This is a genomic window from Micrococcus sp. KRD012 (genome assembly GCF_017168555.1).
Taxonomy (GTDB): domain Bacteria; phylum Actinomycetota; class Actinomycetes; order Actinomycetales; family Micrococcaceae; genus Micrococcus; species Micrococcus luteus.
Genome location: NZ_JABFBB010000010.1, coordinates 52,612 through 69,870, shown reverse-complemented (window position 1 = coordinate 69,870; position 17,259 = coordinate 52,612). Strand labels below are relative to the sequence as shown.

Sequence of the window (17,259 nt, the reverse complement as noted above, 5' to 3'; positions counted from 1 at the left end):
CCTAGGGCGCACCCCGGACGCGACGACGGCCCGTTGCCCCGGGGCCGCGCCGCCGGGATCAACCATTCGGTTGACCGGGTCCAGCCGCCGCGGGCGATGTGGCGACCCCTCCCCGCGCGAGACCGTGGAGGCAACCTCAGGACAGACCTCGTCAGGAAAGGACGCGCCCCGTGTTCCTCGCACTCCGCGACCTCCGCTTCGCCACCGGACGGTTCGCCCTCATGGGCTCCGTGGTGGCCCTCATCAGCCTGCTGCTCGTCATGCTCTCCGGCCTCACGGCCGGTCTGGGCGGGCAGAACACCGCCGCGATCGACCGCCTCGGCGAGCAGGGCGTGCAGCGTCTGGTCTTCGGCGGCGCGGCGGACCAGGAGCCCACCGCGTCGTTCACCCAGTCCGAGTTCACCGTGGCCCAGCGCGACGCGTGGGCGGCCACGGACGGCGTGGCCTCCGTCGAGCCCCTCGGTGTGAGCCAGGGTCGGGCCATCGGCCTCGAGCACCCCGTGGACACGGACCCGCAGGGCCGCGCAGACGTGTCCGGCGAGCCCACCACCGGCGTGGCCACCACCGCGTTCATCGGTCTCACCCCGGGCGGCTCCGACGCGCCGGCCGGCGTCGAGCCCGGGCAGATCGTGCTCAGCCAGGACGTGGCCGACTCCCTCCACGCCCAGGCGGGTGACGCCGTCGCGGTCTCCGGCTTCGTCTACACCGTGGCCGACGTCGTGCCGACCGAGTACTACTCCCACTCCCCCGTGACGTGGCTGGCGCTCGAGGACTGGAACGCCATCTCGCACACCGCCGACGACGCGGTGCTCGGCACCGCCGGCCTGGTGCGCTTCGACGCCGACGCCGACGTCGATGCCGTGGCCGCCGCCGGCGACGAGGCTGCGGGCACCGTCGCCGAGACCGTGAAGGGCTCCTACGCCGCCCTGCCCAGCTACCGGTCCGAGAACGGCTCCCTGATGACCATGCAGGGCTTCCTGTACGGCATCTCGGCGCTCGTGGTGATCGCGTTCCTGTCCATCTGGACGGTGCAGCGCACCCGCGACATCGCGGTGCTCAAGGCCCTCGGCGGCTCGAACGCCTGGGTGCTGAAGGACTCGCTCGCGCAGGCCGCGTTCGTGCTCGTCGGCGGCGTGGCCGTGGGCACCGGGCTGGCCGCCGTGATCGGCGCGTTCGCGGGGCGGGCCGTCCCGTTCGAGCTCTCGTGGGCCACCACCGCGGTGCCCGCCGCCGGGGTCCTCGTGCTCGGCATGCTGGCCGCCGTCGTCGCGGTCTTCCGCGTCACCCGGATCGACCCGCTGGTCGCCCTCGGCGGCAACTGACCGCCCCCGACGACGGCGCCGCCCGGCGCCGTCGTCCCCCTCGGCTCCGCCTCGCCCCCGCTTGGAGAAAGGACCTCCCCATGACCACCCTCACCGCCCCGCAGGCCGACCTCGACGCACTCCGCACCCCGGCCGCCGCGGCCGCCCACCGCGTCGCCGACGAGCGCCCCGCCGCCGCGTCCGACGCCACCCCCGCGCTGTCCGTGCGCGACCTCGTGCTGGAGTACCCGGACGGCGAGCGCGGCGTGCTGCGCGCCCTGGACGAGGTGATCCTGGACCTGCTCCCCGGCACGTTCACCGCGATGGTCGGCCCGTCCGGCTCGGGCAAGTCCTCCCTGCTGGCGGTGGCCGCGGGCCTGGTGACGCCCACCTCCGGCAGCGTGTCCGTCGCCGGCCGCGAGATGGCCGGGCTGTCCCGGAAGGAGCGCACGGCGCTGCGCGGCCAGGAGATCGGCATGATCTTCCAGCAGCCCAACCTCATCCCGTCCCTCACGGCGGCCGAGCAGCTGGAGCTGACCGTGCACCTGGACCGCGAAGCCACCCGCGCCGACCGCAGGGCCGCCAAGGCGCGGGCCCTGGAGCTGCTCGAGCGTGTGGACCTGGCCGACCAGGCCGGCAAGCGCCCGCACCAGCTCTCGGGCGGTCAGCGGCAGCGCGTGAACATCGTGCGCGCGCTGATGGCCTCGCCGACGCTGCTGCTCGTGGACGAGCCCACCTCCGCGCTGGACCGTGAGCGCTCGGCCGCCGTCGTGGACCTGCTGGGCACGCTGACCCGCGAGGAGCAGGTGGCGACGCTCATGGTCACGCACGACCACGAGTTCCTCTCGGCCACGGACCGCACCCTGACCATGGTGGACGGGCGGCTCTCCGCGGAGTGAGCCGGTGATGCCGCCGGACCTGACCCGGCCCACCGGCCCCGGACGCCCGGCGCGTCCGGGGTCCTCGCTACCCTGGACCGCATGACCCACGCCACCGTCGCCCCCGCGGGCGAGACCTTCGCCCTGTCCGACGCCGGCGAGCTCGTGGAGACCGTCCGCAACGGCTTCGTCGAGTCCCGGACGGCGGGCGCCGCCGTCGTGACCGGCCCGGACGGGCGGGTGCTGGCCGCCCTCGGCCCCGCAGACGCGCTGATCTACCCGCGCTCCACGCTGAAGCCGTTCCAGGCCGTCGCGTCGCTGCGCCACGGGGCGGCGCTGGAGGGCGAGGCCCTGTCCATCGCGTGCGGCTCGCACCGGGGCACGCTCCGGCACCAGGCGCTGGCCGAGCGCATGCTCGCGGACGCCGGCCTCGACGCGTCCGCCCTGCAGTGCCCGCCGGCCTGGCCCGCGGACACCTCCGAGGTGGTCGCCCAGGTCCGCCGCGACGGCGAGGCCGCCGCCGCCACCCCGCTGGCCTTCAACTGCTCCGGCAAGCACGCCGGCTTCCTCGCGGCCTGCGCGGCGTCCGGGCACGACGTCGCCACGTACCTCGACCCGGCGCACCCGCTGCAGCGCGAGGTGGACGCGGTGATCGCCGAGTACTGCGGCGAGCCGGTGGCCCACACCGGTGTGGACGGCTGTGGCGCCCCGGCCGCCGTCATCTCGCTGGCGGGCCTGGCCCGCGGCATCGGGCGGGTCGCCGCGGCGCCCGGCCGCGCCGACGCGGATCCGCACGCGGCCGCCGTCGCCACGGCGATGCTCGAGCACCCGTGGGCCGTCCACGGGGAGACGAGCTCCAACACCGTGGTGATGCGCGAGCTCGGCCTGCTCGCCAAGGTGGGCGCGGACGGCGTCCTCGTCATGGCCGCGCCGGACGGCACGGCCGTGGCCGTCAAGGCGCTCGACGGCGGCACGCGGGCCGGCGACCTGGTCGCGCTCGCGCTGCTGGCCCGGTTCGCCCCGGACCACGTGGACCGGGCGACGCTGCCGGGCGTGCTGGCCGCCGTCGTGCCCCCGGTGCTCGGCCGGGGCGAGCCGGTCGGTGAGATCCGCCTGGCCGCGCCGGTGCAGGAGCTCGTGGGGGACGTCCTGCCGGCCTTCGAGGCGCGGGCGTGACCACCGGCTCCGTGCCCCGCCGCCGGGTGCCCGTCGTCGAGGGCCACGCGGCGCTGCTGGCGTGGGCACGCGCCCACGAGGAGGACCCCGCGGCGGCCGCCGCGCTGCCGCGCCCCACGCGGGCGACGGCAGTGCGCTTCGCGCTCGAGGAGCTGGCTACCCGCGTGCCCGGGAACTCGGTGGAGGTGCGCGTGCCGCCCTTCGGCGTCGCCCAGTGCCTCCCCGGGCCCCGGCACACCCGCGGCACCCCGCCCAACGTCGTGGAGATGGACGCCGTGACATGGCTGTCCCTGGCCACGGGGCTGACGACCTGGGAGGACGCGACGGCGGCCGGCGGCGTGCGCGCCTCGGGCGTGCGGGCCGACCTCGGCGCGCACCTGCCGCTCGTGCGGCCGTGAGCGAGGGGTGTCCGGCAGTCCTCTCGGCGGCACCGACCGTTCGAACGTCGGCACCGTTCCGCGTCGCGGGATGCAGCTGTGCCGATCCCGCCGCGGGCACCCGGGACTGGCCCCAGCGGCCGACTCGATAGACTGGCGCGCATGACCTCCGCCCCCGAGCCGACCCCCGATCAGCGCGCCTACACCGTCCGTCGCGCCCCGCGGCTGACCGCGGTGCTCGCGGTGGCGCTCGCGCTCGGCCTGCTGATCGCACTCGTGATTACCACCGCGGTCCACGCCACCCCCACCGAAAGGACCCCCGAGCAGTGATCGCACCGCGCACCCGACGAGGCGACGGCCGCCTGACCGCCGCCCTCGACCCCCAGGACCAGGGGCTGCAGGACGAATGCGGCGTGTTCGGCGTGTGGGCGCCGGGCGAGGAGGTCGCGAAACTGGCCTACTACGGCCTGTACGCCCTCCAGCACCGCGGCCAGGAGTCCGCGGGCATCGCCGTCTCGGACGGCGGGCGCATCGCCGTCTACAAGGACATCGGCCTGGTCTCCCAGGTGTTCGACGAGGCCACCCTGACCGCACTGAGCGGCCACATCGCCGTCGGCCACTGCCGCTACTCCACCACCGGCGTGAACAAGTGGGCCAACGCCCAGCCCACCCTGGGCGCCACCGCCGACGACGGCACGGTCGCCCTGGCGCACAACGGCAACCTCGTGAACTCCGCCGAGCTGCTGCGCATGGTGCACGCCGCGGACGGACGCCACACCCACGGTGAGATGAAGCAGGGCAATACCACGGACACCGCCCTGGTCACGGCCCTGCTGCACGGCACCCCCGGGGACCGCCTCGAGGAGACCGCCCTCGAGCTGCTGCCGAAGATCCGCGGCGCCTACTGCTTCGTGTTCATGGACGAGCACACCCTCTACGCCGCCCGCGACCCGCAGGGCGTGCGCCCGCTCGTGCTCGGCCGCCTCGAGCGGGGCTGGGTGGTGGCCTCCGAGCAGTCGGCCCTCGCCACCGTCGGCGCCTCCTTCATTCGGGAGGTCGAGCCCGGCGAGATGATCGCGATCGACGAGGAGGGCATCCGCTCCACCCGCTTCGCCGAGTCCAAGCCGGCCGGCTGCGTGTTCGAGTACGTCTACCTCGCCCGGCCGGACGCCACGATCGCCGGGCGCTCCGTGTACGAGTCCCGCGTGGAGATGGGCCGCCGCCTCGCGCTCGAGCAGCCGGTCGAGGCCGACGTCGTGATCCCCGTGCCCGAGTCCGGCACGCCCGCCGCCGTGGGCTACGCGGACGCCTCGGGCCTGCCGTTCCGCCAGGGGTTCGTGAAGAACGCGTACGTGGGCCGCACCTTCATCCAGCCGTCCCAGACGCTGCGCCAGCTCGGCATCCGCCTCAAGCTCAACGTCGAGTCCACCGTGGTGGCCGGCAAGCGCGTCGTGGTGGTGGACGACTCGATCGTGCGGGGCAACACCCAGCGCGCCGTCGTGCGGATGCTCAAGGAGGCCGGCGCCGCCGAGGTGCACGTGAAGATCTCCTCCCCGCCCGTGAAGTGGCCCTGCTTCTACGGCATCGACTTCGCCACCCGCGCCGAGCTCATCGCCAACGGCGCCGCGGTGGACCAGATCGCCGCGTCCATCGGCGCCGACTCGCTGGCCTACATCAGCGAGGACGGCATGATCGAGGCCACCGGGCAGCCGCGCGAGCGCCTGTGCACCGCCTGCTTCACCGGCGACTACCCGATCCCGCTGGCCGACGAGGGCGAGCGCGGCAAGGGCCTGCTGGAGCCGGTCGCCGTGTCGCCCGCGTCCACCGTGGTGCTGGACGAGGGCGGCGAGACCACCACCGTGACCGCCACGGGCTGCGAGCCCGGCCCGGACGCCGACGACGAGAAGCTGCTCACCGAGACGGACAGGACCCCGCTGTGACCCCGAACCAGACCCCCTCCTCCGCCGCCCCGATCACCTACGCCTCGGCCGGCGTCGACGTGGAGGCCGGCGACCGCGCCGTCGAGCTGATGAAGGACGCCGTGAAGGCCACCCACACCCCCGAGGTCATGGGCGGCATCGGCGGCTTCGCCGGCATGTGGGACGCCTCCGCGCTGCTGCAGTACCGCAAGCCGCTGCTGACCACGTCCACGGACGGCGTCGGCACCAAGGTGGCGATCGCACAGGCGATGGACAAGCACGACACCATCGGCCAGGACCTCGTGGGCATGGTCGTGGACGACATCGTGGTGGTCGGCGCCCAGCCCCTGTTCATGACCGACTACATCGCGTGCGGCAAGGTCGTGCCCGAGCGCATCGCGGACATCGTGCGCGGCGTGGCCGAGGGCTGCCGCCTGGCCGACACCGCGCTCGTGGGCGGCGAGACCGCCGAGCACCCGGGCCTGCTGGCCGTGGACGAGTACGACGTGGCGGGCGCGGCCACCGGCGTGGTCGAGGCGGACATGGTCCTGGGCGCGGAGCGGGTGCAGTCCGGCGACGTCGTGATCGGCATGGCCTCCTCCGGCATCCACTCGAATGGCTACTCGCTCGTGCGCCGGGTGGTGAACGCCGCGGGCTGGTCCCTCGACCGCGAGGTCACCGAGCTCGGCTGCACCCTCGGCGAGGAGCTGCTCGTGCCGACCCGCATCTACTCCCGCGCCTGCCTCGACCTGGTGCAGCGCCTCAACGGCCACGACGGCGGCTCGGACCTGCCGGTGCGCGCGTTCAGCCACGTGACCGGCGGCGGCCTGGCCGCGAACCTGGCGCGCGTGCTCCCGCAGGGCCTCATGGCGACCGTCGAGCGCGACACCTGGTCCCTGCCGCCCGTGTTCCGCCTGGTGGGCGAGCTCGGCCGCGTTCCGCAGTCCGACCTCGAGCGCACCCTCAACCTCGGCGTGGGCATGGTGGCCGTGGTGGACCCGGAGGTGGCCGCGACGTCGATCTCCGTGCTCGTGGACGCCGGCATCGACGCGTGGGAGATGGGCACCATCGGCGCCCTCACCGACGACGCGGCGGCCGCAGGCCTGGACTTCGTGCAGGGCGCCAAGGGCGTCGACGGCGGCGCCGTGCTGATGCGCGGCCAGTACGCCGCCTGACCCCCCGGGGGCGTTTTCGTTCGGGAAACGGCGGCCTCCGGGGTGTTTTCGTTCGGGAAACGGCGGTTCACGACGCGAAGATCCGCCCGCCGAGCCGGGCCCGGTGCGCCTGCACCTCGGCGACGACGCGCCGGAAGTCGTCCCGCGCGTCGTCCACCGTGGCCCAGATCTGCGTCCAGCCCGCGCACGCCCACCCCTCATCCCGCCACGCGTCCACGGCGACCTGTGCAGGATCGAGGTGATGACCGCCGTCGTAGTGGACCACCACGCGCCACTGCCGCCACCCCAGATCCGCGTCCGGCGACCGGGCCCGGCCCGGGTGCAGCACCAGCTGGAGCTCCGGCTCGGGCAGGCCGGCGTGGACCAGGGCCAGCCGCAGGGCTGTCTCCTGCGGGGAATCCGCGCCCACCCGCACCAGCTCGAGTGCGGCACGGGCGGTGCGCACTCCCTTGAACCGTCCGGCACGCAGGAGCGCGGACCGCAGGGCCGCCGTCGTGGTCCGTGGTGAGCGACGCCCCTCCGGCGACCACGGCCGATGGACGAGGGCGTCCCCGGCCGCCACGACGGGCTCGAGCATGCCTGGACGGAGCAGCGCGGCCAGATCCGCCCAGGATCGCTCCAGGCTCGTCAGGCGGATCCCGTGGAGGGCCGTGACGTCCGCGGCCGGGACGAGGCGGGCATGCGAGGTGATCTCCGGTCGGACGCTCGCCCCGCGCGGGTGTGGCCGGGAGACGTGCACGGTGCCGTCCTCCGCCAGGAACGGCGGCAGCGGCACGCGGTGCAGGAGCAGCGCCGTGAGGTGGGACGCCACTCCCCCGCTCGCATCCACGATCGCGGCCGTCTCCTCCGGCGCGAAGGGAGCGGGGGCCTCGGCGTAGCCGAGATCCGCCCACGAGCCGAGGTGGTCAGACCGGAGCCGATGGACCCCATGCGTCACGCGCCGCACGTCACCGCCGCGGACCAGTCGCTCCGAGACCCCGGCCGCGCGCAGGTCGCCACGGGTGAACGGCCGGCCGGCCTCGACGATGTCCGGCAAGGGCAGGGAAGACGTGGCCATGCCCGTGACGATGGCTCAACCCGGCCTATCCCGCCCGCTCAGGAGCACCCACCGTGGACGACGACGCCGGCGGCGCCACCTGTGCAGGAGTCGTGCGTGGCCCCGGGCCACCCGGTGTCCACACCCCCGACGCCCGCCGTTTCCCGAACGAAAACGCCCCGGCGTCCGCCGTTTCCCGAACGAAAACGTGGGGGGGGTCAGAGGCGGGCGTCGAGCCAGGCCAGCGCGTCGGCGACCGGGGCGCGCCAGCGCCAGCGGGCCTTGGGGTCGGCGCGGGTGGGGCCGAGGTTGATCAGCCCCGTCGCATGCCCGGCCCGCTCGGCCCGCAGCATGAACCGGTAGCCGCTCATCACGGCCAGCGAGGTGCCGACGGCGAGCACCGTGCCGCCGTCGTCGGCCATCGCCTCCGCGGCCGCGCGTCGCGCCGCGGGCACGGACTCGCCGAAGTACACGACGTCCGGCTTGAGCTTCACGGAGCCGCAGACCCGGCAGCCGACCATCGTGAACTCATCCACCCAGTGCTGGTCGAGGGAGACGTCCCCGTCGGGGTTCACGGCGTCCGGGTCGATCGCCACCCGCTCGAGGTAGCCCGGATTGGCGGCCTCGAGCCGCAGGTCCAGGTCACGGCGGGACTCGGTGGCCCCGCAGTCCAGGCAGGCCACGCGCGCCAGGTCCCCGTGGAGCTCGATCAGCCGGTCCTCCGGCATGCCCGCCGCGCGTCCGGCCTCGGCATGCAGCCCGTCCACGTTCTGGGTCAGGATGCCGGCGATGCGCCCCTCGGCCGCCCAGCGCGCGAGGATGCGGTGCGCCTCGTTCGGCCGGGCCTGGTCCATGCGACGCCAGCCCACGAAGGAGCGCGCCCAGTAGCGGTGGCGGGCGGCCGGGTCGTCCCGGAACTCCTGGTACGTCATCGGCCGGTGGCGGTGCAGGGACCCGTTCGGCCCCCGGTAGTCCGGGATGCCGGAGTCCGTGGACACGCCGGCCCCGGTGATCACGAGCGGGCGGGACTCCTCCATCAGACGCAGCAGACCCCGAGACGCCGTCTCGGGGTCCTGCAGCGGTGCTGTCTCATCCACCACCCTGGCGATCGACCGCAGGGCGGCCTGATGCCCGTCCAGGGCCGGATGCCGTGCGGGCGTCATCGCGCCCGCGCGTCGTCGTCCTCGTCCTCCGCGTAGAGGTCCTCGTAGGGATCCTCGTACTCGGGCTCCTGGTCCGGCTCCGGGCTGCGCGTGCGCCCGCCCGTGAGCTCTCGCTCCAGTGCCGAGAGGTCTGTTCCGGGAGAGAAGTACTTCATCTCCCGTGCCTGCTTCGTGGCCTTCGCCTTCTGACGGCCGCGCCCCATGAGCGTGACCCCCTTCGCATCTCTCGCCGCCTCGGATCTGTGGCGCACAGGGGCCCGCCGAGGTACTCACTGGTCAATATGGTTCGTGCGGACAAGGATACATGACCGGCCGGACGGCCCGCGGACGACGACGGCCGGCCCGGTCCGGCGGGGCATGCGGGGGCGCCGGGTGCGGCGCGGGTCGATCGGTGCTGAGTCCCTGCTCGGCGCACAGCTCGACCGCGACGGCCACGCGCACCAGCCCGAGGGCAGCAACGGCCGCTCGGACTACGCGCCGTTCGTGGACGCGGGCATCGCCTCGACGGGCCTGCTCTCGATCCGCGACGACAACTACCACACGCCCCAGGACGACATCGACAACGTCTCCATCACCACGCCGACCCACACGGCCCGCGCGGTGGCGAACCTGATCGGCACCCTCCAGCAGGACGCCGACGCCCTCGGCACCCGCTGACCCGAGCGGCTCCGTCCGTCTCACAGATGCCGTCGGGGGCGGTTTCGGGTGGTATCCAGGCCGGATACCACCCGAAACCGCCCCCGGCGCGTCTCCTGCAGGGCCGGCCGCGCTCAGATCCAGCCGGCCTCCCATGCGGCCCGTTCGGCCTCCTGGCGGGTCCGCACACCGAGCTTGCCGATCGCGTTCGAGACGTGGTTCCGCACGGTCCCCGGGGCCAGGTGCAGGGCGGCGGCGATGTCCTCCACGCGGGCGGCGTCCCGCCCGGCCCGCAGCACGTCCAGCTCGCGCTCCGTCAGGGGGCTGCGCTCGGCCGTCAGCGCGGAGGCGGCGATCTCGGGATCCACGTAGCGCCGGCCCGCCACCACCTGCCGCAGGACGACGGCCAGCTCCTCGGCCGGCGTCGACTTCGGGACGAACCCGGACACCTGCTCCGCGAGCGCCCGGCGCAGCACGCCGGGTCGGGCGTGCCGGGTGAAGATGACGACCTTCGTGGGCACCGAGCGCAGGATCTGTCGGGCGGCCTCCACGCCGTCCAGCCCCGGCATCTCCAGGTCCAGCAGGCAGACGTCCGGGCGGTGCTCCTGCGCGGCGGCCACGGCGGCGATGCCGTCGGAGACGCCGGGCAGCACCTCCAGGTCCTCCTCCAGGGCGAGCAGCGCCTCCACGGCGCCGCGGATGAGGACCTCGTCGTCGGCGACGAGCACGCGGATCCTTTCGGTCGGGGCACTCATGCGATCTCCTTCTCGGTGCGGGGCACGGTCAGGGTCAGGGTGAACTCCCCGCCCGCCTGGGTGGCGGTCAGGGTCCCGCCGGCCGCCTCCGCGCGCTCGGCCAGGGCCGCCAGCCCGGTGCCGCCGGTGCCGGCGTCCGCCGTGGGAGCGCCGTCGTTGACGATGACCAGGCGCACGGCGTCCGGGCCGGCCGCGGTGAGCTCGATGCGGGCGTGGCCGGCCGAGGCGTGGCGCAGGATGTTCGTGGTGGCCTCGCGGACGGCCAGACCGACCAGACGGCCGGCCGCCGTGCCGAGTGGGCCCAGGTGCGGGTCGGCGCCGACCTCGGTGGCGGTGCCGGCGGCGGTGAGCACCTCCTTCGCGTTGACCAGCTCGCGCTCGGCGGAGACCTCGCGGAGGTCGCGGACGAGGGCCCGGGTCTCGGCGAGCGCCTCCCGGGCCTGCTCGCGCACCTCGTGGAGCGAGGCTTCGGCGTCCTCGGTCCGGCCCTTGGCCAGCAGGCGCTCGGCGAGCTCGGCCTTGAGTGCGATGACCTGCAGGTGGTGGCCCTGGACGTCGTGCAGGTCGGCGGCGAAGCGCAGCCGCTCGCGGGTGACGGCGAGGTCCGCGGCCTGCCGCCGGGCGTTGTCGAGGCGCTGCATCAGTCTCCAGAACCAGACCGTGGGGACGATCATGCAGGCGGTGATCACGCACCAGACGAGGAAGCCGACGGCCGTGTCGGCGGGCCCCGCGGGATCCTGGAGGACCGCCGCCGCCCCGAGGACGAGTGAGGCCGCCAAGCCGCCCCAGAGGACGGGACGCCGCCGGCACGGGTGCACCAGCAGGGCGAGGACGAGGGAGGACAGCCAGAGGGGCAGGGCCCACCACGTGCCCGTCCCTGTGAGCCCCAGCGCCGGAAAGACGGCACCGGCGAGCGCGAGCGGGACGGTGGGGCCGAACAGCCAGGCCAGGTCCCGCCGGCCGAACACCGGCCCCTCCGTCTCCTCGGGCGGCGGGGCCTGGAAGTGGCGGGCGACGTGCAGCTGGCCGACGACTCCGAGGACGTGGAGCAGGAGCAGGACCGCCAGTGCGACGACCTGCTCGGTGTGACCGGCCTCCAGGTGCTCCCGCAGGTGGGACAGCGGGCCGAACGCGGAGAAGCCGGCGATCATCAGGACGCAGAGCAGGAAGCCGGTCCAGGTGTACCACCACGCGCCGGTGAGGTCGCCGGAGTACGGGCCGGGCCCGGTGGGCCCGGCCGACCGCATGCCCGCCGGGTTGGCCGTGGGCAGGGCACCGGTCGGACGGCGCCCCGGCGCGGCGGCCGGCGGGGCCGGGCGGCCGTCGTCGTGGTTCCCCTCGATCCTCATGGGCCTCACCCTACGGGCGTGACAACTGTCATGGTCCGCCGTGCGGATCTGCCCGGGCGGAGGTGACCGCACGGCACTTCTGAGGACGGGCGGCGGCCGGAAGGCTGGAGTCAGGGCTCGGGAGCCCGACCGGATCCCGAACGACGACGGGGAACGCGATGGTTTCCCGAACGAGATCGCTGGAGAGGAACGTGGTCACGATGGACCTGATGAACACCGCACGCGAGTTCGTGATGGGACTGCCCGACGGCCTGCAGGGCCTCGGCGTCTTCCTTGCCGGCCTCGTGCCGTTCGTCGAGGGCGAGGGCGCCGGGCTGATCGGCGTCGTCGTCGGGGTGCACCCGTGGGTGGCCATCCCCGCCGCTGTGCTGGGCAACCTCCTCGCCGTCGCGCTCCTGGTCTACGCGGCCCACGGCGTGCGCTCCGCCGTCACGGCGCGCCGTGGGGTGGCCGCCGACGCCGCGGTTCCGGCGACCGGCCCCGGCACCCCGGTGGCCGAGCGCCACGTCCACCTGCACCGTCGCTTCGAGGCGTGGGGTGTGCCCGGGCTGAGCCTGCTCGGCCCCTGGTTCCTCATCCCGGGGCACGTGGCGGCCCCGGCCATGGTGTCCTTCGGGGCGAACCGGCACCGTGTGATGGCGTGGCAGGCCGTCGCCATCGTCCTCTACACGGCGCTGACGGCGTGCGTGGCCTTCGGCCTCGTGAGCTGGAGCGGCGTGCGGGACGCGACACCGGGCACCTTCTGAACCTCGCCCGTGGACGGGCCGAGGGCCGTGCCCGCCCCCGAGCACGGGGGTGGGCACGGCCCTCGGTCCGTCGGTCCCGGCGTCAGCCCTTCCGGGTCACGGTGAGGCCGTTCTCGCCCTCGACGCGGTCCACGACCACGGTGTCCCCGTCCGCGATCTCCCCGGCGAGGATGCCGCGGGCCAGGCGGTCGCCGATCTCGCGCTGCACCAGGCGGCGCAGGGGCCGGGCGCCGTAGGCCGGGTCGAACCCGGTCTCGGCGAGCCACGCCTTGGCGGCGTCGGACACCTCGAGGGTGAGGCGGCGGTCCGTCAGGCGCGCCTGCAGGGACTCGACCTGCAGGTCCACGATCCGCGTCAGCTCGGCCACGGTGAGCGCGTCGAACTGCACGATCTCGTCCAGGCGGTTGAGGAACTCGGGCTTGAACGCCCCGCGCACCACGGACATCACGGACTCGCGCTTGGCGGCCTCGTCCAGGGTCGGGTCCACGAGGAACTGCGAGCCCAGGTTCGAGGTGAGGATCAGGATCACGTTGCGGAAGTCCACGGTGCGGCCCTGGCCGTCGGTGAGGCGGCCGTCGTCGAGCACCTGGAGCAGGATGTCGAAGACCTCGGGGTGGGCCTTCTCCACCTCGTCCAGCAGCACCACCGAGTACGGGCGACGCCGCACGGCCTCCGTGAGCTGGCCGCCCTCGTCGTAGCCGACGTAGCCCGGAGGGGCGCCGACCAGGCGGGAGACGGAGTGCTTCTCCGCGTACTCGGACATGTCGATCCGCACCATGGCGCGCTCGTCGTCGAAGAGGAACTCCGCGAGCGCCTTGGCCAGCTCGGTCTTGCCCACGCCCGTGGGGCCCAGGAACAGGAACGAGCCCGTGGGCCGGTTCGGGTCCGCGATGCCGGCCCGCGAGCGGCGCACCGCGTCCGCGACGGCGACGACGGCGTCCCGCTGCCCGATCAGCCGCTCGCCGAGGTGCTCCTCCATGGTGAGCAGCTTCTCGGACTCGGCGGTGAGCATGCGCCCGGCGGGGATGCCGGTCCAGGCGGAGACCACCTCGGCGATGTCGTCCGCCGTGACCTCCTCGGAGACCATCGGCTCGGTGGCCGAGCGGTCGGCCTCGCGGGCGGCGCGGTCCGCCTCCTCGAGCTGCTTCTCCAGCGCGGGGATCTCGCCGTACAGCAGGCGGGAGGCCTCGGCGAGGTCGCCGTCGCGTTGGGCCTTCTCGGCGAGCGAACGCAGCTCGTCCACCTTGGCGCGCAGGTCGCCGGCCTGGTTGAGGGTGGCCTTCTCCGCGTCCCAGCGGGCGGTGAGGGCGGTGAGCTCCTCCTCGCGGTCCGCCTTCTCCGCGCGCAGGGCGTCGAGCCGCTCGATGGACGCGGGGTCCGTCTCGCCTTCGAGGGCGAGCTCCTCCATGGTCAGGCGGTCCACCTGGCGGCGCAGGACGTCGATCTCCTCCGGGGCGGAGTCGATCTCCATGCGCAGGCGTGAGGCGGCCTCGTCCACGAGGTCGATGGCCTTGTCCGGCAGCTGGCGGCCGGTGATGTACCGGTGGGACAGCGTGGCCGCGGCCACGAGCGCGGAGTCGGCGATGGCCACCTTGTGGTGGGCCTCGTAGCGCTCCTTGAGCCCGCGCAGGATGGCGATCGTGTCGTCCACGCTGGGCTCGCCCACGAAGACCTGCTGGAAGCGGCGCTCCAGGGCGGGGTCCTTCTCGATGTTCTCGCGGTACTCGTCCAAGGTGGTCGCGCCGATCAGGCGCAGCTCGCCGCGGGCCAGCATGGGCTTGAGCATGTTGCCGGCGTCCATGGCGCCCTCGGACGCGCCCGCACCCACGACGGTGTGGATCTCGTCGATGAACGTGACGACCTGCCCCTCGGCGGCCTTGATCTCCTCGAGGACGGCCTTCAGGCGCTCCTCGAACTCGCCGCGGTACTTGGCGCCGGCGACCATGGCGCCCAGGTCCAGGCTGATCAGCGTCTTGCCGCGCAGGGACTCGGGGACGTCCCCGGCCACCATCCGCTGGGCCAGGCCCTCGACGACGGCGGTCTTGCCGACGCCGGGCTCGCCGATGAGCACGGGGTTGTTCTTAGTGCGGCGCGAGAGCACCTGCACCACACGGCGGATCTCCGCGTCGCGGCCGATCACCGGGTCGAGCTTGCCGGAGCGGGCGATCTCGGTGAGGTCCGTGCCGTACTTCTCCAGGGACTGGAAGGTGGTCTCCGGGTCCTGGGTGGTGACGCGGGAGTCGCCGCGCACCAGGGTCAGGGCGGCGGCGAGCGCCTCGAGGCTCGCCCCGTTCGAGCGCAGTGCCTCACCGGCCTCGCCGGAGTCCGCTGCCACGCCGAGCAGCAGGTGCTCGGTGGAGACGAACTCGTCCGAGCGCTGCTCGGCCTGGGTGCGCGCGTTCTGCACGACCTGCAGGGCGGCGCGCGAGAACTGGGGCTGGGCCACCGTGCTGCCCTGGGTGGAGGGCAGGCGTCGGATGGCCGAGGAGGCCGCCGTGGAGACGGCGTCGGGGTCGGCCCCGGCGGCCTTGAGGACGGCCACGGCGACGGACTCCCGCTGGTCCATCAGGGCCTTCAGCAGGTGGGCCGGCTCGACCTGGGGGTTGCCGGCGGTGGAGGCGTTCATGGCCGCGGCCGAGAGCGCCTCCTGGCTCTTGGTGGTGAACTTGGCATCCATGGGCTACTGGCTCCTTCTCTCCCGTGTCCCGGGGTGTCGGACAACCGTCGACCGCGGGCCGTTCCCGCCGCAGACGAAGTTGAGTCTATATAGCTCAACCCTCCACGCACCAGGGCTATTCCCCCTCGCGCCGGTACGTTGGTGCCATGGCCGGCTCCCGAGCGGCGCCCCGGCGCCTCCGCACGTACACCCGACCGCGGGTGTCCCTGCTGTACGTCCTGCGCCGCACCCTGCACCGGCTCCTCGAGCTGCAGGTCTGGGATGTGGCCGCCGCCATGACCTTCTTCGGGGCGCTGTCCCTGCTGCCCACCGTCATCGCCCTGCTCTCCGTGGTCTCGCTGCTGGGCGTCGAGGAGGAGACCGTGGACGCCGCGGCCCACCTGGCCGCCGAGATCTGGCCGTCGCTGACGCCCGACGTCGTCCGCGAATGGATCCTGACCCTCGGCTCGGCCGGGCCCGGCACCGGCGCCGTCGTCCTCGGGGCCGTCGGCACCGTGGTGTCCGCTTCGGGCGCCGTCGGCGCGTTCCACCGGGCCATGCACCGCATCCACGACACCCGCGAGGGCCGGCCCTTCCTCCACTTCCGCCTCGTGGTCTTCGTCGAGACGCTCGCCCTCATGCTCGGCGCCGTGCTGATCACGATCCTGGTGGTCGTCGGCGGCGACCTCTCCCTGCGCCTCGGCCAGGCCGTCGGCCTGCCGGAGGAGACGGTCCAGACGTGGAACGTGGTGAAGTGGCCGGTCATCCTCGTGGTGATCGCCCTGATCGTGACCCTCGCCTACCGCCTGGGGCCCAACGTCCGGCAGCCCCGCTACCGCCCGCTCTCGCTCGGCGCCGTGGCCGTGGTGGTCCTGCTCTTCGGCGCCACCGTGGCCCTGGGCTGGATCACGGACCGGTTCGGCCAGTTCGCCGTGGTCGGGCGGATCAACTCCGCGATCGGCGTGCTCGCCCTCGCGTGGGTGGCGTGCATCGTGCTGCTGGCCGGGGCCGCCTTCGACGCGGAGGTGCTGCGTGCCCGCCAGCTGGCCGTCGGCATCGACGCCTCCGTCGAGATCCAGCTGGCGACGCGGCACACCGCGGTGCTCGAGGCCTCCGAACGGTACGAGGCCCGCAACCGCCGCCTGGCCCGGCTCGTGGCCGACGCCGTGCGCGCCGGCGAGGACCTCACGATCGAGGCCACACCCCTGCTCTCCGAGGAGGGGCGCCTCCTCGCGGTCGAGTCGGGGCGGCGGGACCCGGAGGACGTCAGCTCGGGCAGCCCGTTCCACGCGGACCCGGTGTCCGACGATGGCGCCCGCCTCGAGCCGACGTCCCGGCCCGACGACTGACAGGTCAGCGCTCCCGGGCCTCGAACGCCTCGACCTGGGCACGCAGCGTCTCGGCCGCGATCTCCTCGTCGAGGCCCACCATGCCGAGGTACACGAGCTCGTCCCCGTCCGTGACGCCGCCGACGGTCATGGTGAACAGGGCCGTGTCCATGCCCGAGTTCCCCAGAGCGATGTGGACCGCGTCCGGCACGCCGGGCACCTTCGTGAAGGCCGCCTGGACGCCGTCCGGGTCGCCGAACGTGCCGCACGTGTCGGCCAGCTTGCCGAAGGGCGCCAGCAGATCGGTGCCGTCGTCGGTGACCGCGACCATGCCGAACGCCCCGGCCTGGGAACCGGCCAGGCCGGTGACGGCGGCCGGGTCCACCTCGTACTGGGCCAGCGCACCGCCGAGCCCGGGCGCCTGCTGCGTGTTGATCTGCTCGATGAGGTCCGCGCAGGCGCCCGTGGGGGTGACGCCCGTCAGGCTCAGGCTGGTGCTGATCGGCTCGCCGCCGCCGGCCTGGGTCTCCATGCCCGTGAACACGCCGCCGGGCGCGGTCTCCGGGGTGAGCAGGACGTCCTCGAGCGCCTCCACGCGCTCCTCCTGCTCGTCCGTGAGGTCCGAGCCGGCCCCCGTCGGGGCGGACTCGGACGCGTCGGCCGAGGAGGACGAGGCCTCGCCGCCTCCCCCGCCGCAGCCGACGAGCGCGAGGGCGCCCACGGCGAGCAGGGACAGGGCGACGGCGGGGGAGGCGGCGAGGCCT

17 protein-coding genes are annotated in these 17,259 nt (G+C 74.2%); 10 read left to right on the top strand and 7 right to left on the bottom strand.

The features are described 5' to 3' along the window. The first annotated feature begins 170 nt into the window (after positions 1–170). From J1M37_RS05755 to purM, 7 genes are all read left to right on the top strand, one after another. On the top strand, positions 171–1,322 hold the full coding sequence (locus J1M37_RS05755; protein WP_206452292.1) for an FtsX-like permease family protein: 1,152 nt from the start codon (positions 171–173) through the stop codon (positions 1,320–1,322). An 80-nt stretch (positions 1,323–1,402) separates the two neighbouring features. After that, entirely contained in the window at positions 1,403–2,200 is a 798-nt protein-coding gene (locus J1M37_RS05750) for an ABC transporter ATP-binding protein (RefSeq protein WP_206452291.1), read from the top strand. 81 nt (positions 2,201–2,281) lie between these two features. Continuing rightward, positions 2,282–3,355 (top strand): asparaginase, encoded by a 1,074-nt coding sequence (locus J1M37_RS05745; RefSeq protein WP_206452290.1) that lies wholly within the window; start codon positions 2,282–2,284, stop codon positions 3,353–3,355. Continuing rightward, complete coding sequence (locus tag J1M37_RS05740) at positions 3,352–3,753, top strand: sterol carrier family protein (protein ID WP_036314253.1); 402 nt, start codon at positions 3,352–3,354, stop codon at positions 3,751–3,753. The genes J1M37_RS05745 and J1M37_RS05740 overlap by 4 nt, the downstream gene beginning before the upstream one ends. A 141-nt stretch (positions 3,754–3,894) precedes the next feature. Further along, positions 3,895–4,062, top strand: a complete 168-nt coding sequence (locus J1M37_RS05735; RefSeq protein ID WP_206452307.1) for a hypothetical protein — start codon at positions 3,895–3,897, stop codon at positions 4,060–4,062. Further along, the gene (purF, locus tag J1M37_RS05730) at positions 4,059–5,672 is read left to right on the top strand and encodes an amidophosphoribosyltransferase (protein ID WP_206452289.1); all 1,614 of its coding nucleotides are present in this window, start codon (positions 4,059–4,061) and stop codon (positions 5,670–5,672) included. The genes J1M37_RS05735 and purF overlap by 4 nt, the downstream gene beginning before the upstream one ends. Beyond that, positions 5,669–6,826 carry a phosphoribosylformylglycinamidine cyclo-ligase gene (gene purM, locus J1M37_RS05725; RefSeq protein ID WP_145015378.1) on the top strand — a complete coding sequence of 386 codons (1,158 nt, stop codon included), beginning with the start codon at positions 5,669–5,671 and terminating at the stop codon, positions 6,824–6,826. The genes purF and purM overlap by 4 nt, the downstream gene beginning before the upstream one ends. A gap of 67 nt (positions 6,827–6,893) precedes the next feature. Here the strand turns inward: purM and J1M37_RS05720 are convergent, their stop codons facing one another. The 3 genes from J1M37_RS05720 to J1M37_RS05710 form a co-directional block, all read right to left on the bottom strand. Next, positions 6,894–7,883 carry a type IV toxin-antitoxin system AbiEi family antitoxin domain-containing protein gene (locus tag J1M37_RS05720; protein ID WP_206452288.1) on the bottom strand — a complete coding sequence of 330 codons (990 nt, stop codon included), beginning with the start codon at positions 7,881–7,883 and terminating at the stop codon, positions 6,894–6,896. A gap of 197 nt (positions 7,884–8,080) precedes the next feature. Continuing rightward, on the bottom strand, positions 8,081–9,025 hold the full coding sequence (locus J1M37_RS05715) for a Sir2 family NAD-dependent protein deacetylase (protein WP_206452287.1): 945 nt from the start codon (positions 9,023–9,025) through the stop codon (positions 8,081–8,083). Then, on the bottom strand, positions 9,022–9,228 hold the full coding sequence (locus J1M37_RS05710) for a DUF3073 domain-containing protein (protein ID WP_036339330.1): 207 nt from the start codon (positions 9,226–9,228) through the stop codon (positions 9,022–9,024). Before J1M37_RS05710 ends, J1M37_RS05715 begins: the two co-directional genes overlap by 4 nt. Before the next feature lie 154 nt (positions 9,229–9,382). Between J1M37_RS05710 and J1M37_RS05705 the strand changes: the two genes are divergently transcribed. After that, positions 9,383–9,682 carry a M28 family peptidase gene (locus J1M37_RS05705; protein ID WP_206452286.1) on the top strand — a complete coding sequence of 100 codons (300 nt, stop codon included), beginning with the start codon at positions 9,383–9,385 and terminating at the stop codon, positions 9,680–9,682. A gap of 113 nt (positions 9,683–9,795) precedes the next feature. Here J1M37_RS05705 and J1M37_RS05700 read toward each other — a convergent pair whose 3' ends face one another. Next, positions 9,796–10,416, bottom strand: a complete 621-nt coding sequence (locus tag J1M37_RS05700; protein ID WP_192593637.1) for a response regulator transcription factor — start codon at positions 10,414–10,416, stop codon at positions 9,796–9,798. Beyond that, entirely contained in the window at positions 10,413–11,765 is a 1,353-nt protein-coding gene (locus J1M37_RS05695; RefSeq protein WP_206452285.1) for a sensor histidine kinase, read from the bottom strand. Before J1M37_RS05695 ends, J1M37_RS05700 begins: the two co-directional genes overlap by 4 nt. A 209-nt stretch (positions 11,766–11,974) precedes the next feature. On the opposite strand from J1M37_RS05695, the gene J1M37_RS05690 reads away from it, so the two are divergent. Beyond that, complete coding sequence (locus J1M37_RS05690; RefSeq protein ID WP_168168011.1) at positions 11,975–12,511, top strand: hypothetical protein; 537 nt, start codon at positions 11,975–11,977, stop codon at positions 12,509–12,511. 82 nt (positions 12,512–12,593) lie between these two features. Here J1M37_RS05690 and clpB read toward each other — a convergent pair whose 3' ends face one another. Beyond that, positions 12,594–15,188 carry an ATP-dependent chaperone ClpB gene (gene clpB, locus J1M37_RS05685; RefSeq protein WP_206452284.1) on the bottom strand — a complete coding sequence of 865 codons (2,595 nt, stop codon included), beginning with the start codon at positions 15,186–15,188 and terminating at the stop codon, positions 12,594–12,596. Positions 15,189–15,334: 146 nt separating this feature from the next. Between clpB and J1M37_RS05680 the strand changes: the two genes are divergently transcribed. Next, positions 15,335–16,516: a YihY/virulence factor BrkB family protein gene (locus tag J1M37_RS05680; protein WP_206452283.1), complete on the top strand. Its 1,182-nt coding sequence runs from the start codon at positions 15,335–15,337 to the stop codon at positions 16,514–16,516. Positions 16,517–16,520: 4 nt separating this feature from the next. Here the strand turns inward: J1M37_RS05680 and J1M37_RS05675 are convergent. After that, a partial coding sequence (locus J1M37_RS05675) for a hypothetical protein (RefSeq protein WP_274607193.1) occupies positions 16,521–17,259 on the bottom strand: 739 nt, incomplete at its 5' end.